Source organism: Mucilaginibacter ginsenosidivorax (assembly GCF_007971525.1).
In the GTDB taxonomy this organism is placed as follows: domain Bacteria; phylum Bacteroidota; class Bacteroidia; order Sphingobacteriales; family Sphingobacteriaceae; genus Mucilaginibacter; species Mucilaginibacter ginsenosidivorax.
This window is the reverse complement of sequence record NZ_CP042437.1, coordinates 1407740-1423719: the sequence shown is the minus strand read 5'-3', so window position 1 is coordinate 1423719 and position 15980 is coordinate 1407740. Positions and strand designations below refer to the sequence as shown.

Sequence of the window (15980 nt, the reverse complement as noted above, 5' to 3'; positions counted from 1 at the left end):
AAAGGATTAGCGTGTAACATTTGAAGTATTTTCGCCTCCAATTACGAAAATACGCACAAATGAAACGTTTTTACTTTTTTATAGCTCTAATTTGTTTTGCCATCTCGGCCAAAGCGCAGTTTGGGGTTGGTGGTGGTGGCCCCACAATTGTTGGCCGCATTTCTGGTACTGTTATCGATTCAGTTACCAAACAGCCTATGGATTATACGTCTGTCGGGCTGTATCGCAGTGGCGGTAAATCGCCTATCAATGGTGTCTTAACAGATTCAAAAGGTGGTTTTAAGATAGACAATGTAAAGCCCGGAAGCTACAAACTGGTGATTTCTTTTCTTGGCTATCCAACAAAAACAATCGACCCGGTTGTAACTACCGCTGCAAAGCCCGATGCTAAAATGAACAACATTTTCCTGTCGCCGGGTTCTAAAACGCTGGCAACTGTTAATGTTGTTGGCCAGGCGCCTATAGTGGAAAACAAGATTGACAAGATTGTTTATAATGCCGAAAAAGACCTGACATCTGCAGGCGGTAATGCTACCGATGTATTGCAAAAAGTGCCTTTGGTAAACGTTGATATTAACGGCAACGTTTCTATCCGCGGCGATCAGAATGTTAAAGTTTTGATTAACGGTAAGCCATCGGGCGCAACATCGGCCAGCTTATCGGATGTGCTGAAAACCATCCCTGCCGATCAGATCAAAAGCATCGAGGTGGTAACATCTCCGTCTGCAAAGTATGATGCAGAAGGTTCCGGTGGTATCATCAACATTATTACCAAGCAAAAAAATGTATCGGGCATCAGCGGCTCGGTAAGTGGTGGTGTGGGTACGCGTCAGAACAATGGTAACGTTAACCTTAACTACAACAAAAACAGGTTTAGCCTGGGTATCAACGCAGGTGGTAACTTAACATGGCCGCAGGTATCAACAACTACGTTTGATCAGCAGTTTAAAGGTGCCGATGGTAGCATTACCCGTCATAACTTTAATAATTCAACCAGCCGTATCAAAAGGCACGGCGCTATAGGCTCGGTAACTATGGGTTACGAAGTTAACGCGTTTAATAGCTTTAACAGTACCTTCAGGCTTAATGATGGTGGTTTTAGTACCGATGGTAGCGGCGTTAATAATATACAAGCGGGCAGCATTTTAACCCAATACACAAGTTCCACCCAATCGCATAACCACTTTGGCGGTTTTGACTGGAATTTGGATTACACCCACAAGTTTAAAAAAGAAGGCGAAGAGTTTACGCTTTCGGGCCAGTGGAGCCATAGTATTATTACTACCAACTACAACAACTTATTTACGGCGGTTAACCCAAGCCAGATTGGTGATAATAATGGTAAAAACAACGAATATACTTTCCAGGCCGATTATACATTGCCTGTAAATAAAGTAGTAAAAGTTGAGGCCGGCGGTAAAACCATACAACGCCGCATAAACAGTAACTACGATATATTTGATACCGATAACAGCGGCAACAATGCAGTGCGCGATTCATTGAACTCGAACCTGTACGATTATAACCAGAATGTATACGCCGGTTATGCGGTATTAACTTTCACTTTACCAAAAAGCTATTCGTTATTGGTAGGTGGCCGTGTTGAAAATACCAGGATAAAAGGCGATCCGCAGAACCCTTACCAGGATCCGGAAAAAGTTGGCGACCTGTACCAGAATTTAAGCCCTTTTACTACCAGCTATACAACTTATGTACCAAGCTTAACTATCCAGAAACAACTGGGCAGCCAAACGCTTAAATTGTCATACAGCAAACGTATACAAAGGCCAAGCCTGCAGTTTTTAAATCCGTTTATTAACCGCAGCTCGATACAAAGCCAATCAGTTGGTAACGTGAATCTGGCGCCGGAAGTATCACAAACAGTTGAGCTGAATATTAACAAATTTGTTAAGTCGTCGGTAATCAACTTCTCGGTTTACTATAAAAATACCAACAACATGATTGAAGGTATTGCTGATACACTAACCGAAACTATTCAGCACCAGGTAGTACACGCTACCCGTACTGCTTACCAGAATATTGGTAAAAACAATTCGTTCGGTGCAAGTTTCTTCGGATCAATAAACCCGATAAAACCTTTAACCATCCGCGCCAGCATCAACGGTTATACTTATAACCCAACCATTTTTGATGCTTATAAAGATAAAGCGTCGGCAACCGGCTTGTATTTCCAATACTCTGCTTTCGGTAGTGCATCATATCAGTTTCCGCACAACTTTTTGGCCGAACTGTTTGGCTTTACCAACTCGGCCCGCCGTACCATTCAGGGTACCAGCCCGGCATTTGGTATTTATGCTTTTGGTTTAAAGAAACAGTTTATGGATAAAAAACTGGCTATCGGCTTTAACACCGTACAGCCATTTGCCCGCGACAAACACTTCGATCAAAATATAAGCAGCGACTCGTTTTCTTTAAAGAGTTCAACCGCATTCCCTTTCCGTTCGTTCGGTATCACATTTAGCTACAGCTTTGGTAAGCTAAGCTTCAGCAACCCGCAACAACAGAAAAAAGGTGTAAACAATGATGACCTTAAACAAGGTGATCAGGGTGGCAACGGCGGTGGTACACCATCTGGAGGAAGATAAGACTTTTAGAATCAAGAGTCAAGAATCAAGACTTTTTGAAAATAGCAGGGCCGGGAGAGTTGATCTCCTGGCCCTTTTTGTTGTAACCCAATCAGTTTAATCTGCCTTTGCCAATTGCTATTATCCCTGTTTTCAGGTATTGTTTAAAGTATTTGTCGTGCTTAAATTTATAGCAAGATAAATAGATATCTTAAGCCAAATCTTATCAAATATGCCTTACGGAAATATACTTACTGTTTATGGTGCAGATGATATGGGACTTACTTTAACAAGAGTTAGGGCCATTTTGCATCCCTTTCAATTTGAAAATATTGAAACCACTTTTTTTATTGCCATCGAGTTTCAAAACCAGGCTGTTCTTATCAGGAATGAGCTTATAGCTGCTAATATTGTTTTTTCGCTATATTATATTGATGATTCAAGCGGTGATGGATTTGCCGGAAATGGAATTGACGGAAAAATTAATACGATCAGAACAATTCTTTCGGTATGAAAAAGCAACTCATTGGCACTCTTGGTTTGCTTTTTAGCATCGCCGGCGTATGTAATGCGCAAAAAAATATCCATCAAGCCTATTATCCTGTGGGCGATGATCCCAATATCGGGTGGTTCAGTACCATGGCATCGGCCAAAAAGTACGAAACAATTTTGTTTGAAGCCAACCCTATAGTAAGGTATAGCGTGTTTAATAACATATACAAACTTGGCGACAGAGCAGATAATCATTTTCAGGCCTGGTATTTATCATACCGGCCACAGTTAAGAATGTATACAGAAAATTCATTGCCGGTACGAACACCCTCATACCGGATACTGGCCGGAACACAACAAGTATGTAGAATTCATGACGCCGATTTATTAACGTTTTCGCTCGAAAGCGGTCATTACTCCAACGGGCAGGACGGTGGTGCCTTTACCGATAAATATGCCGATGGCTCGCCTGAAAGCGAGGCTGTGTACAAAACCATAACACCACAAACAAACCTATCGTCGATACTGAACCGGAAAAGCGCAAATTTTTCAACCGACCTTACCGAGTTTATTGTTAATTATCGCAGGAACATTCTTGCCGCCGGCCCTAACACTGACAACATAGCAATCAGAACTTACTCATACAAGTTTGGCGGTACCTTTTACCATGACCGTTTCTTTGGTGTTTTTGATGCCGGTGGTTATTCTGACGAGGATATTAAGATATACGGTAAAGTAAGGTTATTAGCCGGATTTCAATACGTTGAAAAAGTGAAATGGGGGAGATGGTCGTTTACCGGGAACCTCGAACGGATATTTAATGCACATCAAAGTGTTGAGCCCTGGCGTTTAGAAACAATTGCCACGGCGTACCCTATACGGGCCACGCCCGACCTTGGTTTTTTTGTTACGTTTATTGCCGGGCACGATAATTACAATTATCGATTTGTCGATTCGGGGCACCAGTTTGGTTTAGGGATTTCATGGAATCTTTTCCCGCCCATTAAACTTAAAAATGTATTTGGGCAGTGATAATTAAATACGTCGAGCTTACAGCAAAAATAGAAACCCAGAGCATAAAGTCAGGTATAACCGCTAATTAAGGGCCGATTTATTAGTGACTATGTCTTGATTCTTGACTCTTAACTCTTGATTCTACTCCGCCTCTACATTAATACCTATCTGCTTCAATAACAGCGATGCATTAAAGGTTTTGCACTCGCCGTGTTTTATCTTGTAGTCAAACAGCATTTCGCCGTCTTTTACCTGGATATCGAAGTAGAAGTTGCGTACATAATCGGGATATTTATCTTCAAGCCGGGCTATCTGCAAATCGTGGGTGGCCACCATACCCACCGCATTTTTGCGGATCAGTTGTTCGATAACCGCTTTTGAACCCAGATATTTATCAACAGAATTGGTGCCGCGCAGCATTTCATCTATCAGGAAAAATATTTTGGGCTCGTTTTCTACCGCGGCCAGCAACATTTGCAGGCGGTCAAGCTCGGCTTTGAAGGTTGATGTGCTTTCGTTTAGAGAATCTTTAATGCGCATGTAGCTAATCATGGTAATAACTGATACCCGCATACTTTTAGCGCACACAGGAGCGCCGCAAAGCGCCAGCACGGTATTGATGCCTATGGTGCGCAAAAAGGTGCTCTTGCCCGCCATATTTGAGCCAGTGATGATATCTATTTTATGAGTGTCCTCCAGTTCATAATTATTTTTTATACGTTTTGCAGCGTCAATAAGCGGGTGGGCGAGTGATTGGGCTATGAGCGTATAGCCTGGTTTGTCGTCAATTTGTGGATATGCCCAGTCGGGGTAATTGATGGCGAGGCTTGCCAGGCTGATAAGCGCTTCAAATTCAGCAATAACATCAAAAGCAGCTTCCAGGCTCTCGTTATTCTGGCGTTTCCAGTTTTCAATGGCTATTACCTGCCGTATATCCCACAAAAAAAACAGGTTAAGCACAAAGCCAACAACCATATTGAGGTGATAATTAAGCTTGTTGATCAGGTTGGCCAGCTCTTTTATTTTATTGGAGGTTTGGTTGGTTTTTAATAATGCGGCAAGCGATGCGTTATAACTGGCCTGCCAGGGCTCGTCTTCCGCGTGTTTAAATACATCAGCATATTTAGCCAGGGTATCGCCAATTTTACCAGCAATCATATCGGCTTTGCTGATGTACACTGCCTTTGAAAACACGATGCCCATGTTGGCAATACCTATTATAATTGCGGCCAGCCTGGCATAAGGGATAAACCAGGCCAGTATCAGCATACCGGTAAACAAATACGGGGCAATTTTAGTGTAGGTGGCAAGCCATTTTTCGCCGGGCATATCAAGCGGCAGATGCAGATATTTGAAAAGGTTTTTAAGTTGATTAACATCCTGCTGAATGGCAAATACCAATAGGGTTTGCACCGAAAGTTTCCAGTTGTTTTTACCGGCTATTTCTTTAACAGCTTCCTGGCGTTGCAAAATGGTGGCTTTGGTTGCCGGTTTATCAAACCATTGGGCAAGTTTATTATTGCCTGTAGATGTTGCTGTGCGGTTAACCAACTGGTACAGGGAGGCGTTGCCGAAAATATCCAGGTCGGAGGTGTAAAAATGTTTCTCGTTACCAAAGCGGGCGCCATCGTTGTACATATTGGCGTGGCTTTGGATGCTGGCTATCTCGTTCAGGTTTACTTTTTGCAGGTCATCGTAGTACTGTTTAAGTTTTTCGAACCGGCTTTGGCGGGATACCAGCCACGCGAACGCAAAAACAAGTACCACAAAAGCCATGGCTACAATTGTAAAATTATCCTGCTGCACACCAACGCTGATGGCTACAACAATAAGCGCGAAGATGCTGAGCCTTAATAATGAATACGTATTGGCAAGCTTTTTATATTTGGCGGCTTCCTGCTGTGCGGCATTGGCGCGTTGTTCATAATTGGTAATAATATCCTGTTGCATACCCGGTAAAAAAGTTGTGGCTAAATAAACACATATATTTTAAATAAACGTTTATTTGTTTGAGATATGAAAATTACGTTTTTAACCGTTGGCAAAACCGAAGATGCCTATTTAAAAGAAGGCATTGATAAATATGTAAAGCGCCTGAAGCATTACACCAAACTGGAACTGGTAGAGCTTAACGAATTGAAAAATACCAAAGCACTTACTGCCGACCAGCAAAAAGCAAAAGAGGCCGAGCTTATCCTGAAAAAAATAAGTCCGCTTGACCATGTGATTTTGATGGATGAAAAAGGCAACGAATACACATCTACCCAGTTTGCGGCCTATATCAACAAAAAAGAGATTAGTTTATCGGCCAACCTGATATTTGTTATTGGCGGCCCCTATGGGTTCGACCAATCGGTATACCAGCGTGCCAACGATAAAATTTCATTATCGCGGATGACCTTCTCGCACCAGATGGTCCGCCTGTTTTTTGTAGAGCAGCTATACCGCGCGTACACGATTTTGAAGGGCGAGCCATATCATCACGAATAGGAATTTGAAAATTGTCTGAATCAGATTTTCAGAATTAGATAATTAACAGAATAGAATTGGGCATGCCATGCGCATTTTGAAAATTCTTAAATTCTGCAAATTCTGATTCAGATAATGAATTTATGATTAAGCCGGTCATTTTCAAATCTTCAAATTAGCACATCCTCAAATTAATCCGCTACCTTTGCGCTATGGGTCACGATCATTCACATTCTCACTCGCACGGCGGACATCATCACCATGATCACGCGCCCAAGCTGGATCATTTGAACACTGCCTTTATTGTAGGCATCATCTTAAATTCGGCTTTTGTAATTATTGAAACCATCGCCGGTTTTATGACACATTCGCTGTCGTTGTTAACCGATGCGGGGCATAACCTGAGCGATGTGGCTTCATTGGCTTTGGCCCTGCTGGCCTTTAAGCTTACTAAAGTAAGTGCCAACAGTAAGTATACTTACGGCTATAAGCGATCAACCATCATCGTATCCTTTTTTAATGCCATGATCCTGTTTGTAGCGGTTGGCTTCATTGTTTACGAAGCCATTATGCGTTTCCTGAACCCCGAAACGGTATCAGGCGGAACCATGGCCTGGGTTGCTTTTATTGGTATTGGTATCAATGCTTTTACAGCCTGGTTGTTTGTAAAAGACAAAGATACCGACCTGAATGTTAAGGGTGCCTACCTGCATATGGCGGTTGATGCCATTGTATCACTTGGCGTTGTTATATCGGGTGTTATCATCTATTTTACCAAATTATACTGGATTGATAGTGTGGTTAGTATCATTATTGCCGCGGTGATATTACGCGGAACCTGGAGCCTGTTAAAAGACAGCCTGCGCCTGGAAATGGACGGCGTACCTGCAGAAATGGACCTGGATAAAATAAAAGCCGAGCTGATGAAGGGCAAAGGCGTGGTAGACGTACACCACATGCATGTATGGGCGCTTAGCACCACCGAGAATGCGCTAACCGCTCACCTGGTTATCAAACCAGAGAATATGACCGATTTTGATAGTATTAAACATGATCTCCGCCACCGTTTGCAGCACATGGAGATAAACCACAGCACTTTTGAGCCGGAGTTTGCCGATGAGAAATGCGGGCAGCCGGAGTGTGCGTAGGTAGATGGTTTTTATGTCGTTGTCACGTTACGTTTATGACGGCGTCTTTTTAAGTTTTTGATTGTTAGTTGAATAACCGTCATTGCGAGGTACGAAGCAATCCCCGACATGCTAAGCCACACATGGTTCGGGATTGCTTCGTACCTCGCAATGACGGGCGTTTAGGACATTCGTTTAGCTATATCCGTTGCACGTCATAATTTTTTCAGGTTTTACCTCGTGTACGCTCTACACAAGGATGAAATTGCGACCTGGTTTTCAAATAATTCTTCCTAATTTAACGCTCAATAATAACCCTGCTATGAGCACTAACAACAGACGAAAATTTATAACCACTACAGCCGCCCTGGCAGCAGGGACAGCTGTAGCATCAGCAATGCCAATGATAGAACAAAAAGAAGAATGGCCTGTAATACACCATGTGTTTTTCTGGCTCAAAAATCCCGGGTCGGTTGAAGACAGGGATAAACTGGTTGCAGGCGTTAAAACGCTGTCGAAAATAGAAACCGTTAAAAAACTGCGCGTAGGCGTTGTTGCCAGCACCGAAAAACGTGACGTGGTTGATAACAGTTGGGCTGTATCTGAACTGATGTTTTTTAGCGACCTTGCCGGGCAGGCAACCTATCAAACTCACCCCATACACCTGGAGTTCATTAAAAATTGCAGCCACCTTTGGGAAAAGGTTATTGTTTATGATGCTGTGGAGGCGTAAATAAAATTCTAAATAAATCAATCGTCATTGCGAGGTACGAAGCAATCCCCGACATACTAAATCCCACATAGTTCGGGATTGCTTCGTACCTCGCAATGACGGTAGTTTGCTACATTGATTTAATTGTATTTCTTTTCACACCACAACGAATTTGGGGGGGCTAACGGGGCCTTACAACGACGGAAAAAGAAGAGATTGCCTATAAAAGCAAAAAACCGATTACTCGGCTTTTTTTGTGGCTTTTTTAGCTTTTGCTTTTGGGGCTGGAGCCGGCTCCGGTTCGGTGGCAACTACTTCTGCAACCGGTTCTTCAACTTCGGCTGGTGCGGCCTCTGGAGCTGGTGCCTGGGTTGGGTCTGCCTCGTTAAATGCTGGTAAATCTTTAAGGATATGAAACCAGGTAAGGATCTTTTTCATATCAGAGGCATATACTTTCTCCTCGTCATGATCAGGCGCTACTTCGTAAAAAAAGGCACGCATTTTTTTACCATCAGCTTTAGCGTCGGGTACGTTAGCGGCAGCTTTCATCTGCTCAAATACATCGGTAAGCCTGATGTCATCCTCAATACCAAAAATAGTTATTTCGGTAAGGGCAGCCAATTTAGCTGTCGACAGGTTGGCTACCAGTTTAGTTTTTTGTGCATCCAGGCTCTCCAGTACATAGCCGGTTTTGTTTTGAGCCAATGCCCTCCATAATCCCGGTTTGCCAGATACGGCCACAATTCCTTGTAAATTCATTTGTTTGGTTGATTGGGTTGATTAGGTTGAATAAGTTGATTGAGTTGAATAAGTTGACAGGTTTAAACTCAATCAACTTATTCAACTCAATCAACCATTAACTTATTCAACTATTCACTATTCCTCTATTACTTCGATGCTTAAGATTTTATCGCCCTGGCGAATAGCGTCAACAACGTCAACGTTTTCAATCACTTTACCAAATACGGTGTGGTTACGATCTAAGTGAGCGGTATTTGTACGGTTATGGCAGATAAAGAATTGTGAGCTGCCAGTGTTACGGCCGGCATGTGCCATTGAAAGCACGCCACGGTCATGGTATTGGTTATCACCTGTCAATTCGCAATCAATTTTGTAGCCTGCACCACCAGCACCGGTACCGGTCGGGTCGCCACCCTGTACCATAAAGTTAGGAATAACACGGTGGAAGATAACACCATCGTAAAAGTTTGATTTTGCTAATTTTTTAAAGTTAGCTACAGTATTTGGGGCATCCTGATCGTAAAACTCTACGGTCATGTCGCCTTTTTCAGTTTTGATTATTGCTTTGCTCATTTCTTTGTTTTTTTGAAAACAGTTGGCAAAGGTAATAAAATTGAGGTGAAAGGGAAAAGGATTTTAGAGGCAAAAGGTTAAAGACGAAAGGCAAAGGGTTATGCAGCTCAAACGTATTTTCCAAAGGATAAAAGAACCAGGTTGCATGGTAATACATTACCCGTTTAATCGTTACATTTGATAACCGACATCGATTTAAAACACACACCGGACAGTGAATAATCAATCAAACAAAAAACACCCTTCACCTTTCACCTTTCGCCTTTCACCTATTTTTCAGTTTTTCACCTTTCGCGTTTCACCTATATTCCTGTTTTTCGCGCTTTGCCTGTTACCTGTCATCTCAAAAGCGGCCTCTATCCTCATCCCTATGGACGATGAGCAGAAAGATCACCTGAAATCGTACGGCATCGCTTTCCTGGCTTTAAAAAATGGCGAGGAGGTTGACTGGCTGCTTAACTACCGCGGCGGCAGCTTTATGATGAAATATAACCAGAAGATGGAGGAGGAGTGCAAAATACGCGGGGTGAGCTACCAGGTGCTGGCCGATGCTAAGGTAAATGAGATAATTACCCAAGTAAGCGATCCGTCGGTAAATATGGATGTGGTTAAGCTGGAGAAGGCACCCAAAATGGCTGTTTACTCGCCGAAAAATAAACTGCCCTGGGACGATGCCGTAACCCTGGTTTTAAAATATGCCGAGATCCCTTACGATGTGGTGTACGACGAAGAAGTTATAAAAGGCGAACTGCCCAAATACGATTGGCTACACCTGCACCACGAGGATTTTACCGGGCAGTACAGCAAGTTTTACGGTGCTTTTAGGTTTGCACAATGGTACAACGACGACGTAAAAGGGCAGGAAGCGCTGGCGCATAAGCTTGGGTTTAAAAAGGTATCGCAAATGAAGCTGGCGGTGGCCAAAAACATCCGTGATTTTTGCGTGGGCGGCGGTTTTTTGTTTGCCATGTGCTCGGGTACCGATACGTTTGATATTGCCCTGGCCTCATCCAATACTGATATTTGCGAACGGATGTTTGATGGCGATGCGGCCGACCCGGATGCGCAATCGAAACTGGATTTTACACAAACCTTCGCCTTTCAGAATTTTACGCTGGATATGAACCCGATGTCGCACCAGTTTAGCAACATTGATGTAACTACTACCCGGCAGGTGGAGCGTCAGCGCGATTTTTTTACGCTGTTTGATTTTTCGGCCAAATGGGATGTGGTGCCCAGCATGCTTACCCAGGATCATGACAAGGTGATAAAGGGCTTTATGGGCCTCACCACAGCTTATAATAAAAGCATGTTAAAGCCAGGCGTAACCATCATGGGCGAAATGAAAACCGCCAACGAAGCCCGCTACATCCACGGCGAATATGGCAAAGGCCAATGGACATTTTACGGCGGCCACGATCCGGAAGACTATCAACACGCCGTAGGCGACCCGCCAACAGACTTAAAGCTGCACCCCAACTCGGCCGGATATAGGCTGATATTAAATAATGTGCTTTTCCCGGCAGCTAAGAAAAAGAAACAGAAAACTTGATTTGTTTGATGTGCGGGTGTGCAGATTACAGATATGCAGATGGTTTTGTCTGAACCAGAATTTGCAGAATTTAAAAATTTACAGAATTTAAAAAATCAATTCGAGAAATTCTAAAAATTCGTTTAATTCGAGTTCAGACAAACGCGTAAGGGATAAAAGCGGATACCGCCTGAGCCTAAGGCCCGTGTGCGTATGAGCGGTTAGCCCGGCCCGCAGGGATACGCCCACAATTGGTGTAGATGTATAGAGGTGCGAAGGCAGAAGAGCCACCCCGGCGTCTTAATTCTTGATTCTTGCCTCTTGATTCTTTTTAATTACTAATTATAAAACGTCCAGCTAACACCAAACTTCAATAAGTGATCTTGCATGGGGTAGCGGTTTACGGTGTAAAACCCTTTGCTTTGCAGGCCCTGGTTGGCATAATCGTACATCAGGAACAGGTTGGTGCGTTGCAGGGTGGCCTTAAAGTATACCGATGCTACGGGGTACGATGTAAAAGTAACATCGGGGCCGTTATAAAACTGGCCAATACCTACCGCGTACGACGGTGCTACATACGGTGTATTATACCTTACGCTTACGCCAAAGTTTGATTTAAGTACGTTAAAAAGTGTTTTGCTGAAATACAGGTTGCTATACGTATAAACCTCGGGCGTGCGCAGGGTTGATTGATAATCTGTTTTCTGGTAAACGATGTAGTTATCAAAGTGCAGGCTGTGGTAGCTTAAATTTTTCCCCACGCTTACTTTTAGCAGGTTGATATCATTACTCAGCTGGGCAGGGTGGGCGTCGATACCGCCATCCTGCGCGGTAAAATACATGTAACCGGCAATTAAAAAGTATTCGGCCTTAATATCCAGCTGCAAGGGGTTGTTGATATAGCTGAACGACGCACTGGTTGTTTTTTGGTTTTGAAAACTATTATGGAAAATATAATGGTTACTTATCCAGTTGGTATAAATGAGCGGCGGTGAGCTGTTTTGTGAATAGGCTTCTAAAATAATTTTGCCTGCTTTATCATTACCTGCAACATTAAGCTTTGCGCCATAAAAATAATCGCCAAAATCGCGGCCCTGCACTATCTGCCTAAAATCGCCTTCAAGACCAAGCCTGTCGCTAAAGCGGTAGCTGAATTTGGCCTTCAGGGTGATGTCCTGGAAGGTATTATTCTGCATTTTATTTTGATGGATGTACTTGTATCCATACTGGTTTAGCACGGTGTCGCTTACGTATTGCGCGTAGTTATAAAGGTCATGTACCAAGCCCAGATCGAGCTTTACTTCGTTTTTTACAAACTTTACCGATTTACTCCGGAGATAGAAACTGTACGAAAATTCATTTTGAACATGGGTTACTACCAGCGAGTCTCGCGACCGGTTATAGCTGTAATAATAATCGGGGAATACATTATAGGTATCGGGCTGGTTTGTTTGCAGGTAATTATAACTGCTGTTTTGAACAAGTAAGGTGTGTGCTACGCGTTGGGTAGGCAAAATTTTGGAGTTAGCCTTGCCTTTGTTCAAACTATCAATACGGCCCAGGTAATAAAACTGCTTTATGTACAGGCTTTTATCTGTCCACTGCTGATAACTGTTTGCCAGCCGCACCGGAGCCGAGTTTTTAAAGAACAGGGAGTTGCTTTTCCCCGTGAAAACGGTATCGTTAAGGATAGAGCCCGTTTCGGGCGCTTTTAGATTATTATAAATGATGTTGGCCAGCAAATTGTAACGCTTGCCTGGCGATTGGTACCAGGTAAAAAACGCAGCGTTTACATCGCTCACATTTTGCTGTAACACGCTGCTGGTGCTATAAAACCCGCGCGATCCGTTGAAATTGAGGTTAAAACCCACATTCCAGTTTGGTTTTACATTTTGGGTATGGATGATTTTGAAAACCTGCTCGGCCGAGCTGCCAAAGCCGTTAAACAACGTGAGGTTGGAGTACGCCACTCTTGCGTTGTAATACTTAATATCCTGCGGTCTTAAGGCATATACATCCAGCGAGTGCAGGCCGGTGTTAAAACCTATGGTTTGGTCGGGCTCAAACAGCATGCTCCTTTGCGATACGCCATTGTAGCCCAGGCTAATGCGCGGATGGCGGGGATCGGTAAGGGGGCTATAATTTTCAAAGTTATAGATGCCGGTATCCAGCGCGAAAGTTTGTGTGCTGTCGCTCAGGAAACGTTCCATCGTTACACGGATAAACTTAGCGCTGAAAATTACCGAGTCTTTTTTATTGTCTTCTTTTTTGCGCAGGCTATCCAGCAGTTCGTCGTCGCTAACTTTCCGTTGGGTTTTTAAGGTATCGCGCGTTGATAGCGGCTTTGCCCGGTTTACCTGGCCGTATTGTGCAAAAGCCGACTGTATGCCAAAGCACAACAGGAGCAATAAAATATATTTGAGCTTATGATGCATTAATTACCGGCTATCAGATTTTTGAGGATCAGGGTCAGTTTTGGCTCGGCTTCTTCGGCTACTCTTATAATTTCTTCTAATGATACCGGCTCCAGCACATCAGTAAAGCCTTCGTCTGTTAATACCGATATGGCAAATACGGGTATGCCCATGTGGTTTGCTACAATAACTTCGGGTACGGTGCTCATGCCTACAGCGTCGCCGCCAATTATCCTTAAATAAGTGTACTCGGCCTTGGTTTCTAAATTAGGGCCGGTTACTGCAACATAAACTCCTTTATGGCAGGTAATATTGTTTGCCGCAGCAATACTTAAAGCTTTATCAATTAAGGTGCGCTGGTAGGGCTGGCTCATATCCGGAAAACGGGGGCCAAGCTCCTCATAATTTCTGCCAATGAGCGGGTTTTGCGGTTGCAGGTTAATATGATCGGCAATAACCATCAGGTCGCCTTTTTTAAAATCCGGGTTAAGTGAGCCACTGGCGTTTGATACGTAAAGGGTTTTAATGCCCAGGTATTTCATCACCCTAACCGGAAAGGTGATTTGCTGCATGTTATAACCTTCATAATAGTGCAATCGCCCTTGCATGGCTACCACTTTTACACCGCCAAGTGTGCCAAATATCAACTTACCCGAATGAAACTCCAATGTAGAAATTGGGAAATCGGGGATGTTGGAGTACATCAATTGTTTTTCAACAACGATGTCTTTAACCAGGCCACCCAGGCCTGTGCCTAAAATTATACCTACCTCGGGTTCAAAATCGCCTATACGGTTTTTAATGTACCGGGCGGTGCTTTCAATATTGTCTAACATATTTGGTTACTAAATTATCAAACTGCTGTTTGCCGTTATTTAAAAAACTAATACCTATTGGCAATACCAAAACAGGTAGTTTTTTGATGGCCGGCTGCAATTCCTGTTCCCCTAAACGCTGCGCATCCTTTTCTGTTGTGATGATTAACTTTTTTTGTGATGTACAGGCAAAAAAATCATCGGCAAGTTTACTGATATTTTTTAAGGTAAATTGGTGATGATCGGGATATTTATGGTGATTGATGATAGATGTATGGTTTTTTAAATGCGATAACAAAGGCGCCGGATTGGCAATACCCGTAAGCACAAACACGGCGGTTTGCTCATCAATGTTTTGATAAACAGTAGCCCCGTTCATGTTTTGCAGGGCCAGGTAGTTTATGGAGGTGAAAAATAGTTGCTGGTGGGGCAGGGGCTTAATGTGTTTTTTGATGAGGGCCATTTCTGCATCTGCCAACGTTAGCGGGCATTTGCTGATGATAATCACATCGGCCCTTCCGCGGCCGCTAAAAGGCTCGCGCAGGTTGCCCGTGGGTAGTACCAACCGTGGTTGGTTAAGTTGGTTATAATCAAATAATAAAATGCTAAAGCCCGGTTTAAGCGCCCGGTGCTGGTAGGCATCATCCAAAATTACCAGGCTGTATTTATCTTTTAACTGCTGTATTCCTGCTACCCGTTTTTCGCAAACGGCAACGGTAACGTTTGGGAATTTACGTTTAAACTGGGCCGGCTCATCGCCTATGACAGATGCCTGTGGCTTATCGCCTGCCAACAAAAAGCCCTTGGTTTTGCGGCCGTAACCGCGGCTAAGTATGGTCGGTTTTTCATCCTGAAATAACCGGATCAGGTACTCGGTCATGGGGCTTTTACCCGCGCCGCCTACATCAAGGTTACCTACCACAATAACCGGACGGTTAAAACCGGTACTTTTAAATACCCCGGTATCATAACACCAGTTACGAATGGTAACAACCAGGCCGTAAATGAGCGAAAAGGGGAGCAGCAGCCAGCGGAGGAGTTTCATATGGGGTAAATAGTATTGGCACCCAGGTTGTTGCGGGTATTAGCATTTCGCGACGATTTGAAATAGGGATGACGTAAGTTGCATCGAGGCGAAGACTCACCCGGCGAGGCTGCGCCCGCCACCCTCTCTTCACCTGCGGTGGAAAGAGGGGCTTGAACTGTAGATAACGCGGTATTAAAAAAACTAAAATAATTAAATTTCAAACCCCTTTTTACGGCGAAGCCGGAGAGAGGGTGGCGGGCGTAGCCTTGCCTGGTGAGTATTAGCCTGCGTTCAAAGCCGGTGTTTGTATCGCTATCCAACATATCATGAGTAGCGTACTGTGGCAATCGCACACTGTGCAGGCTTGTAGTATGTTGCCCACAAATGCTTTGTTCTTCGCAATAACATGGAATCAATGGCTTATTCATTTATTCTTTAAAGAAGGAACAAATCTAAAAATTTAAAGGCTATTTGTTGCAG

Annotated in this window: 14 protein-coding genes; 7 read left to right on the top strand and 7 right to left on the bottom strand. The window is 43.6% G+C overall.

Features of this window, described 5'->3' with window-relative positions; translation table 11 throughout:
• Positions 1-59: 59 nt before the first annotated feature.
• The 3 genes from FSB76_RS05770 (at position 60) to FSB76_RS05760 (ending at position 4109) form a co-directional block, all read left to right on the top strand.
• Complete coding sequence (locus tag FSB76_RS05770) at positions 60-2606, top strand: outer membrane beta-barrel family protein (protein ID WP_147052621.1); 2547 nt, start codon at positions 60-62, stop codon at positions 2604-2606.
• A gap of 211 nt (positions 2607-2817) precedes the next feature.
• Positions 2818-3099, top strand: coding sequence for a hypothetical protein (locus tag FSB76_RS05765; protein WP_147052620.1), 282 nt, complete (start codon positions 2818-2820; stop codon positions 3097-3099).
• On the top strand, positions 3096-4109 hold the full coding sequence (locus FSB76_RS05760) for a hypothetical protein (protein ID WP_147052619.1): 1014 nt from the start codon (positions 3096-3098) through the stop codon (positions 4107-4109). Before FSB76_RS05765 ends, FSB76_RS05760 begins: the two co-directional genes overlap by 4 nt.
• A 123-nt stretch (positions 4110-4232) precedes the next feature.
• Here FSB76_RS05760 and FSB76_RS05755 read toward each other — a convergent pair whose 3' ends face one another.
• The gene (locus FSB76_RS05755) at positions 4233-6041 is read right to left on the bottom strand and encodes a MutS-related protein (RefSeq protein WP_147052618.1); all 1809 of its coding nucleotides are present in this window, start codon (positions 6039-6041) and stop codon (positions 4233-4235) included.
• 66 nt (positions 6042-6107) lie between these two features.
• Between FSB76_RS05755 and rlmH the strand changes: the two genes are divergently transcribed.
• The 3 genes from rlmH (at position 6108) to FSB76_RS05740 (ending at position 8420) form a co-directional block, all read left to right on the top strand.
• Entirely contained in the window at positions 6108-6581 is a 474-nt protein-coding gene (gene rlmH, locus FSB76_RS05750; protein WP_147052617.1) for a 23S rRNA (pseudouridine(1915)-N(3))-methyltransferase RlmH, read from the top strand.
• A gap of 191 nt (positions 6582-6772) precedes the next feature.
• Positions 6773-7708: a cation diffusion facilitator family transporter gene (locus FSB76_RS05745; RefSeq protein ID WP_147052616.1), complete on the top strand. Its 936-nt coding sequence runs from the start codon at positions 6773-6775 to the stop codon at positions 7706-7708.
• A 301-nt stretch (positions 7709-8009) separates the two neighbouring features.
• Positions 8010-8420 carry a Dabb family protein gene (locus FSB76_RS05740; RefSeq protein WP_147052615.1) on the top strand — a complete coding sequence of 137 codons (411 nt, stop codon included), beginning with the start codon at positions 8010-8012 and terminating at the stop codon, positions 8418-8420.
• Between the two features lie 219 nt (positions 8421-8639).
• On the opposite strand, the gene FSB76_RS05735 is transcribed toward FSB76_RS05740, so the two are convergent.
• Positions 8640-9158 carry a DUF5606 family protein gene (locus FSB76_RS05735; RefSeq protein WP_147052614.1) on the bottom strand — a complete coding sequence of 173 codons (519 nt, stop codon included), beginning with the start codon at positions 9156-9158 and terminating at the stop codon, positions 8640-8642.
• A 117-nt stretch (positions 9159-9275) separates the two neighbouring features.
• Positions 9276-9713: a peptidylprolyl isomerase gene (locus FSB76_RS05730; protein WP_090645164.1), complete on the bottom strand. Its 438-nt coding sequence runs from the start codon at positions 9711-9713 to the stop codon at positions 9276-9278.
• 370 nt (positions 9714-10083) lie between these two features.
• Here FSB76_RS05730 and FSB76_RS05725 point away from each other — a divergent pair, with 370 nt between their 5' ends.
• Positions 10084-11265, top strand: a complete 1182-nt coding sequence (locus tag FSB76_RS05725; protein WP_147060896.1) for an asparagine synthetase B — start codon at positions 10084-10086, stop codon at positions 11263-11265.
• Positions 11266-11582: 317 nt separating this feature from the next.
• Here FSB76_RS05725 and FSB76_RS05720 read toward each other — a convergent pair whose 3' ends face one another.
• Genes FSB76_RS05720 through FSB76_RS05705 form a run of 4 tightly spaced genes read right to left on the bottom strand, consistent with a single transcriptional unit; the run spans position 11583 to position 15928 of the window.
• The gene (locus tag FSB76_RS05720) at positions 11583-13679 is read right to left on the bottom strand and encodes a putative porin (RefSeq protein WP_147052613.1); all 2097 of its coding nucleotides are present in this window, start codon (positions 13677-13679) and stop codon (positions 11583-11585) included.
• Entirely contained in the window at positions 13679-14494 is an 816-nt protein-coding gene (locus FSB76_RS05715; protein WP_147052612.1) for a purine-nucleoside phosphorylase, read from the bottom strand. The genes FSB76_RS05720 and FSB76_RS05715 overlap by 1 nt, the downstream gene beginning before the upstream one ends.
• Positions 14478-15518 carry a tetraacyldisaccharide 4'-kinase gene (gene lpxK / locus FSB76_RS05710; RefSeq protein WP_147052611.1) on the bottom strand — a complete coding sequence of 347 codons (1041 nt, stop codon included), beginning with the start codon at positions 15516-15518 and terminating at the stop codon, positions 14478-14480. Before lpxK ends, FSB76_RS05715 begins: the two co-directional genes overlap by 17 nt.
• Complete coding sequence (locus FSB76_RS05705; protein ID WP_147052610.1) at positions 15515-15928, bottom strand: hypothetical protein; 414 nt, start codon at positions 15926-15928, stop codon at positions 15515-15517. Before FSB76_RS05705 ends, lpxK begins: the two co-directional genes overlap by 4 nt.
• Between the last annotated feature and the right edge of the window lie 52 nt (positions 15929-15980).

What these genes read in the sequence shown, in the direction of transcription:
- FSB76_RS05770 (WP_147052621.1), top strand. Translation starts at nt 60, where the DNA reads ATGAAACGTTTTTACTTTTTTATAGCTCTAATTTGTTTTGCCATCTCG.
- FSB76_RS05765 (WP_147052620.1), top strand. Translation starts at nt 2,818, where the DNA reads ATGCCTTACGGAAATATACTTACTGTTTATGGTGCAGATGATATGGGA.
- FSB76_RS05760 (WP_147052619.1), top strand. Translation starts at nt 3,096, where the DNA reads ATGAAAAAGCAACTCATTGGCACTCTTGGTTTGCTTTTTAGCATCGCC.
- FSB76_RS05755 (WP_147052618.1), bottom strand. Translation starts at nt 6,041, where the DNA reads ATGCAACAGGATATTATTACCAATTATGAACAACGCGCCAATGCCGCA.
- rlmH (WP_147052617.1), top strand. Translation starts at nt 6,108, where the DNA reads ATGAAAATTACGTTTTTAACCGTTGGCAAAACCGAAGATGCCTATTTA.
- FSB76_RS05745 (WP_147052616.1), top strand. Translation starts at nt 6,773, where the DNA reads ATGGGTCACGATCATTCACATTCTCACTCGCACGGCGGACATCATCAC.
- FSB76_RS05740 (WP_147052615.1), top strand. Translation starts at nt 8,010, where the DNA reads ATGAGCACTAACAACAGACGAAAATTTATAACCACTACAGCCGCCCTG.
- FSB76_RS05735 (WP_147052614.1), bottom strand. Translation starts at nt 9,158, where the DNA reads ATGAATTTACAAGGAATTGTGGCCGTATCTGGCAAACCGGGATTATGG.
- FSB76_RS05730 (WP_090645164.1), bottom strand. Translation starts at nt 9,713, where the DNA reads ATGAGCAAAGCAATAATCAAAACTGAAAAAGGCGACATGACCGTAGAG.
- FSB76_RS05725 (WP_147060896.1), top strand. Translation starts at nt 10,084, where the DNA reads ATGGACGATGAGCAGAAAGATCACCTGAAATCGTACGGCATCGCTTTC.
- FSB76_RS05720 (WP_147052613.1), bottom strand. Translation starts at nt 13,679, where the DNA reads ATGCATCATAAGCTCAAATATATTTTATTGCTCCTGTTGTGCTTTGGC.
- FSB76_RS05715 (WP_147052612.1), bottom strand. Translation starts at nt 14,494, where the DNA reads ATGTTAGACAATATTGAAAGCACCGCCCGGTACATTAAAAACCGTATA.
- lpxK (WP_147052611.1), bottom strand. Translation starts at nt 15,518, where the DNA reads ATGAAACTCCTCCGCTGGCTGCTGCTCCCCTTTTCGCTCATTTACGGC.
- FSB76_RS05705 (WP_147052610.1), bottom strand. Translation starts at nt 15,928, where the DNA reads ATGAATAAGCCATTGATTCCATGTTATTGCGAAGAACAAAGCATTTGT.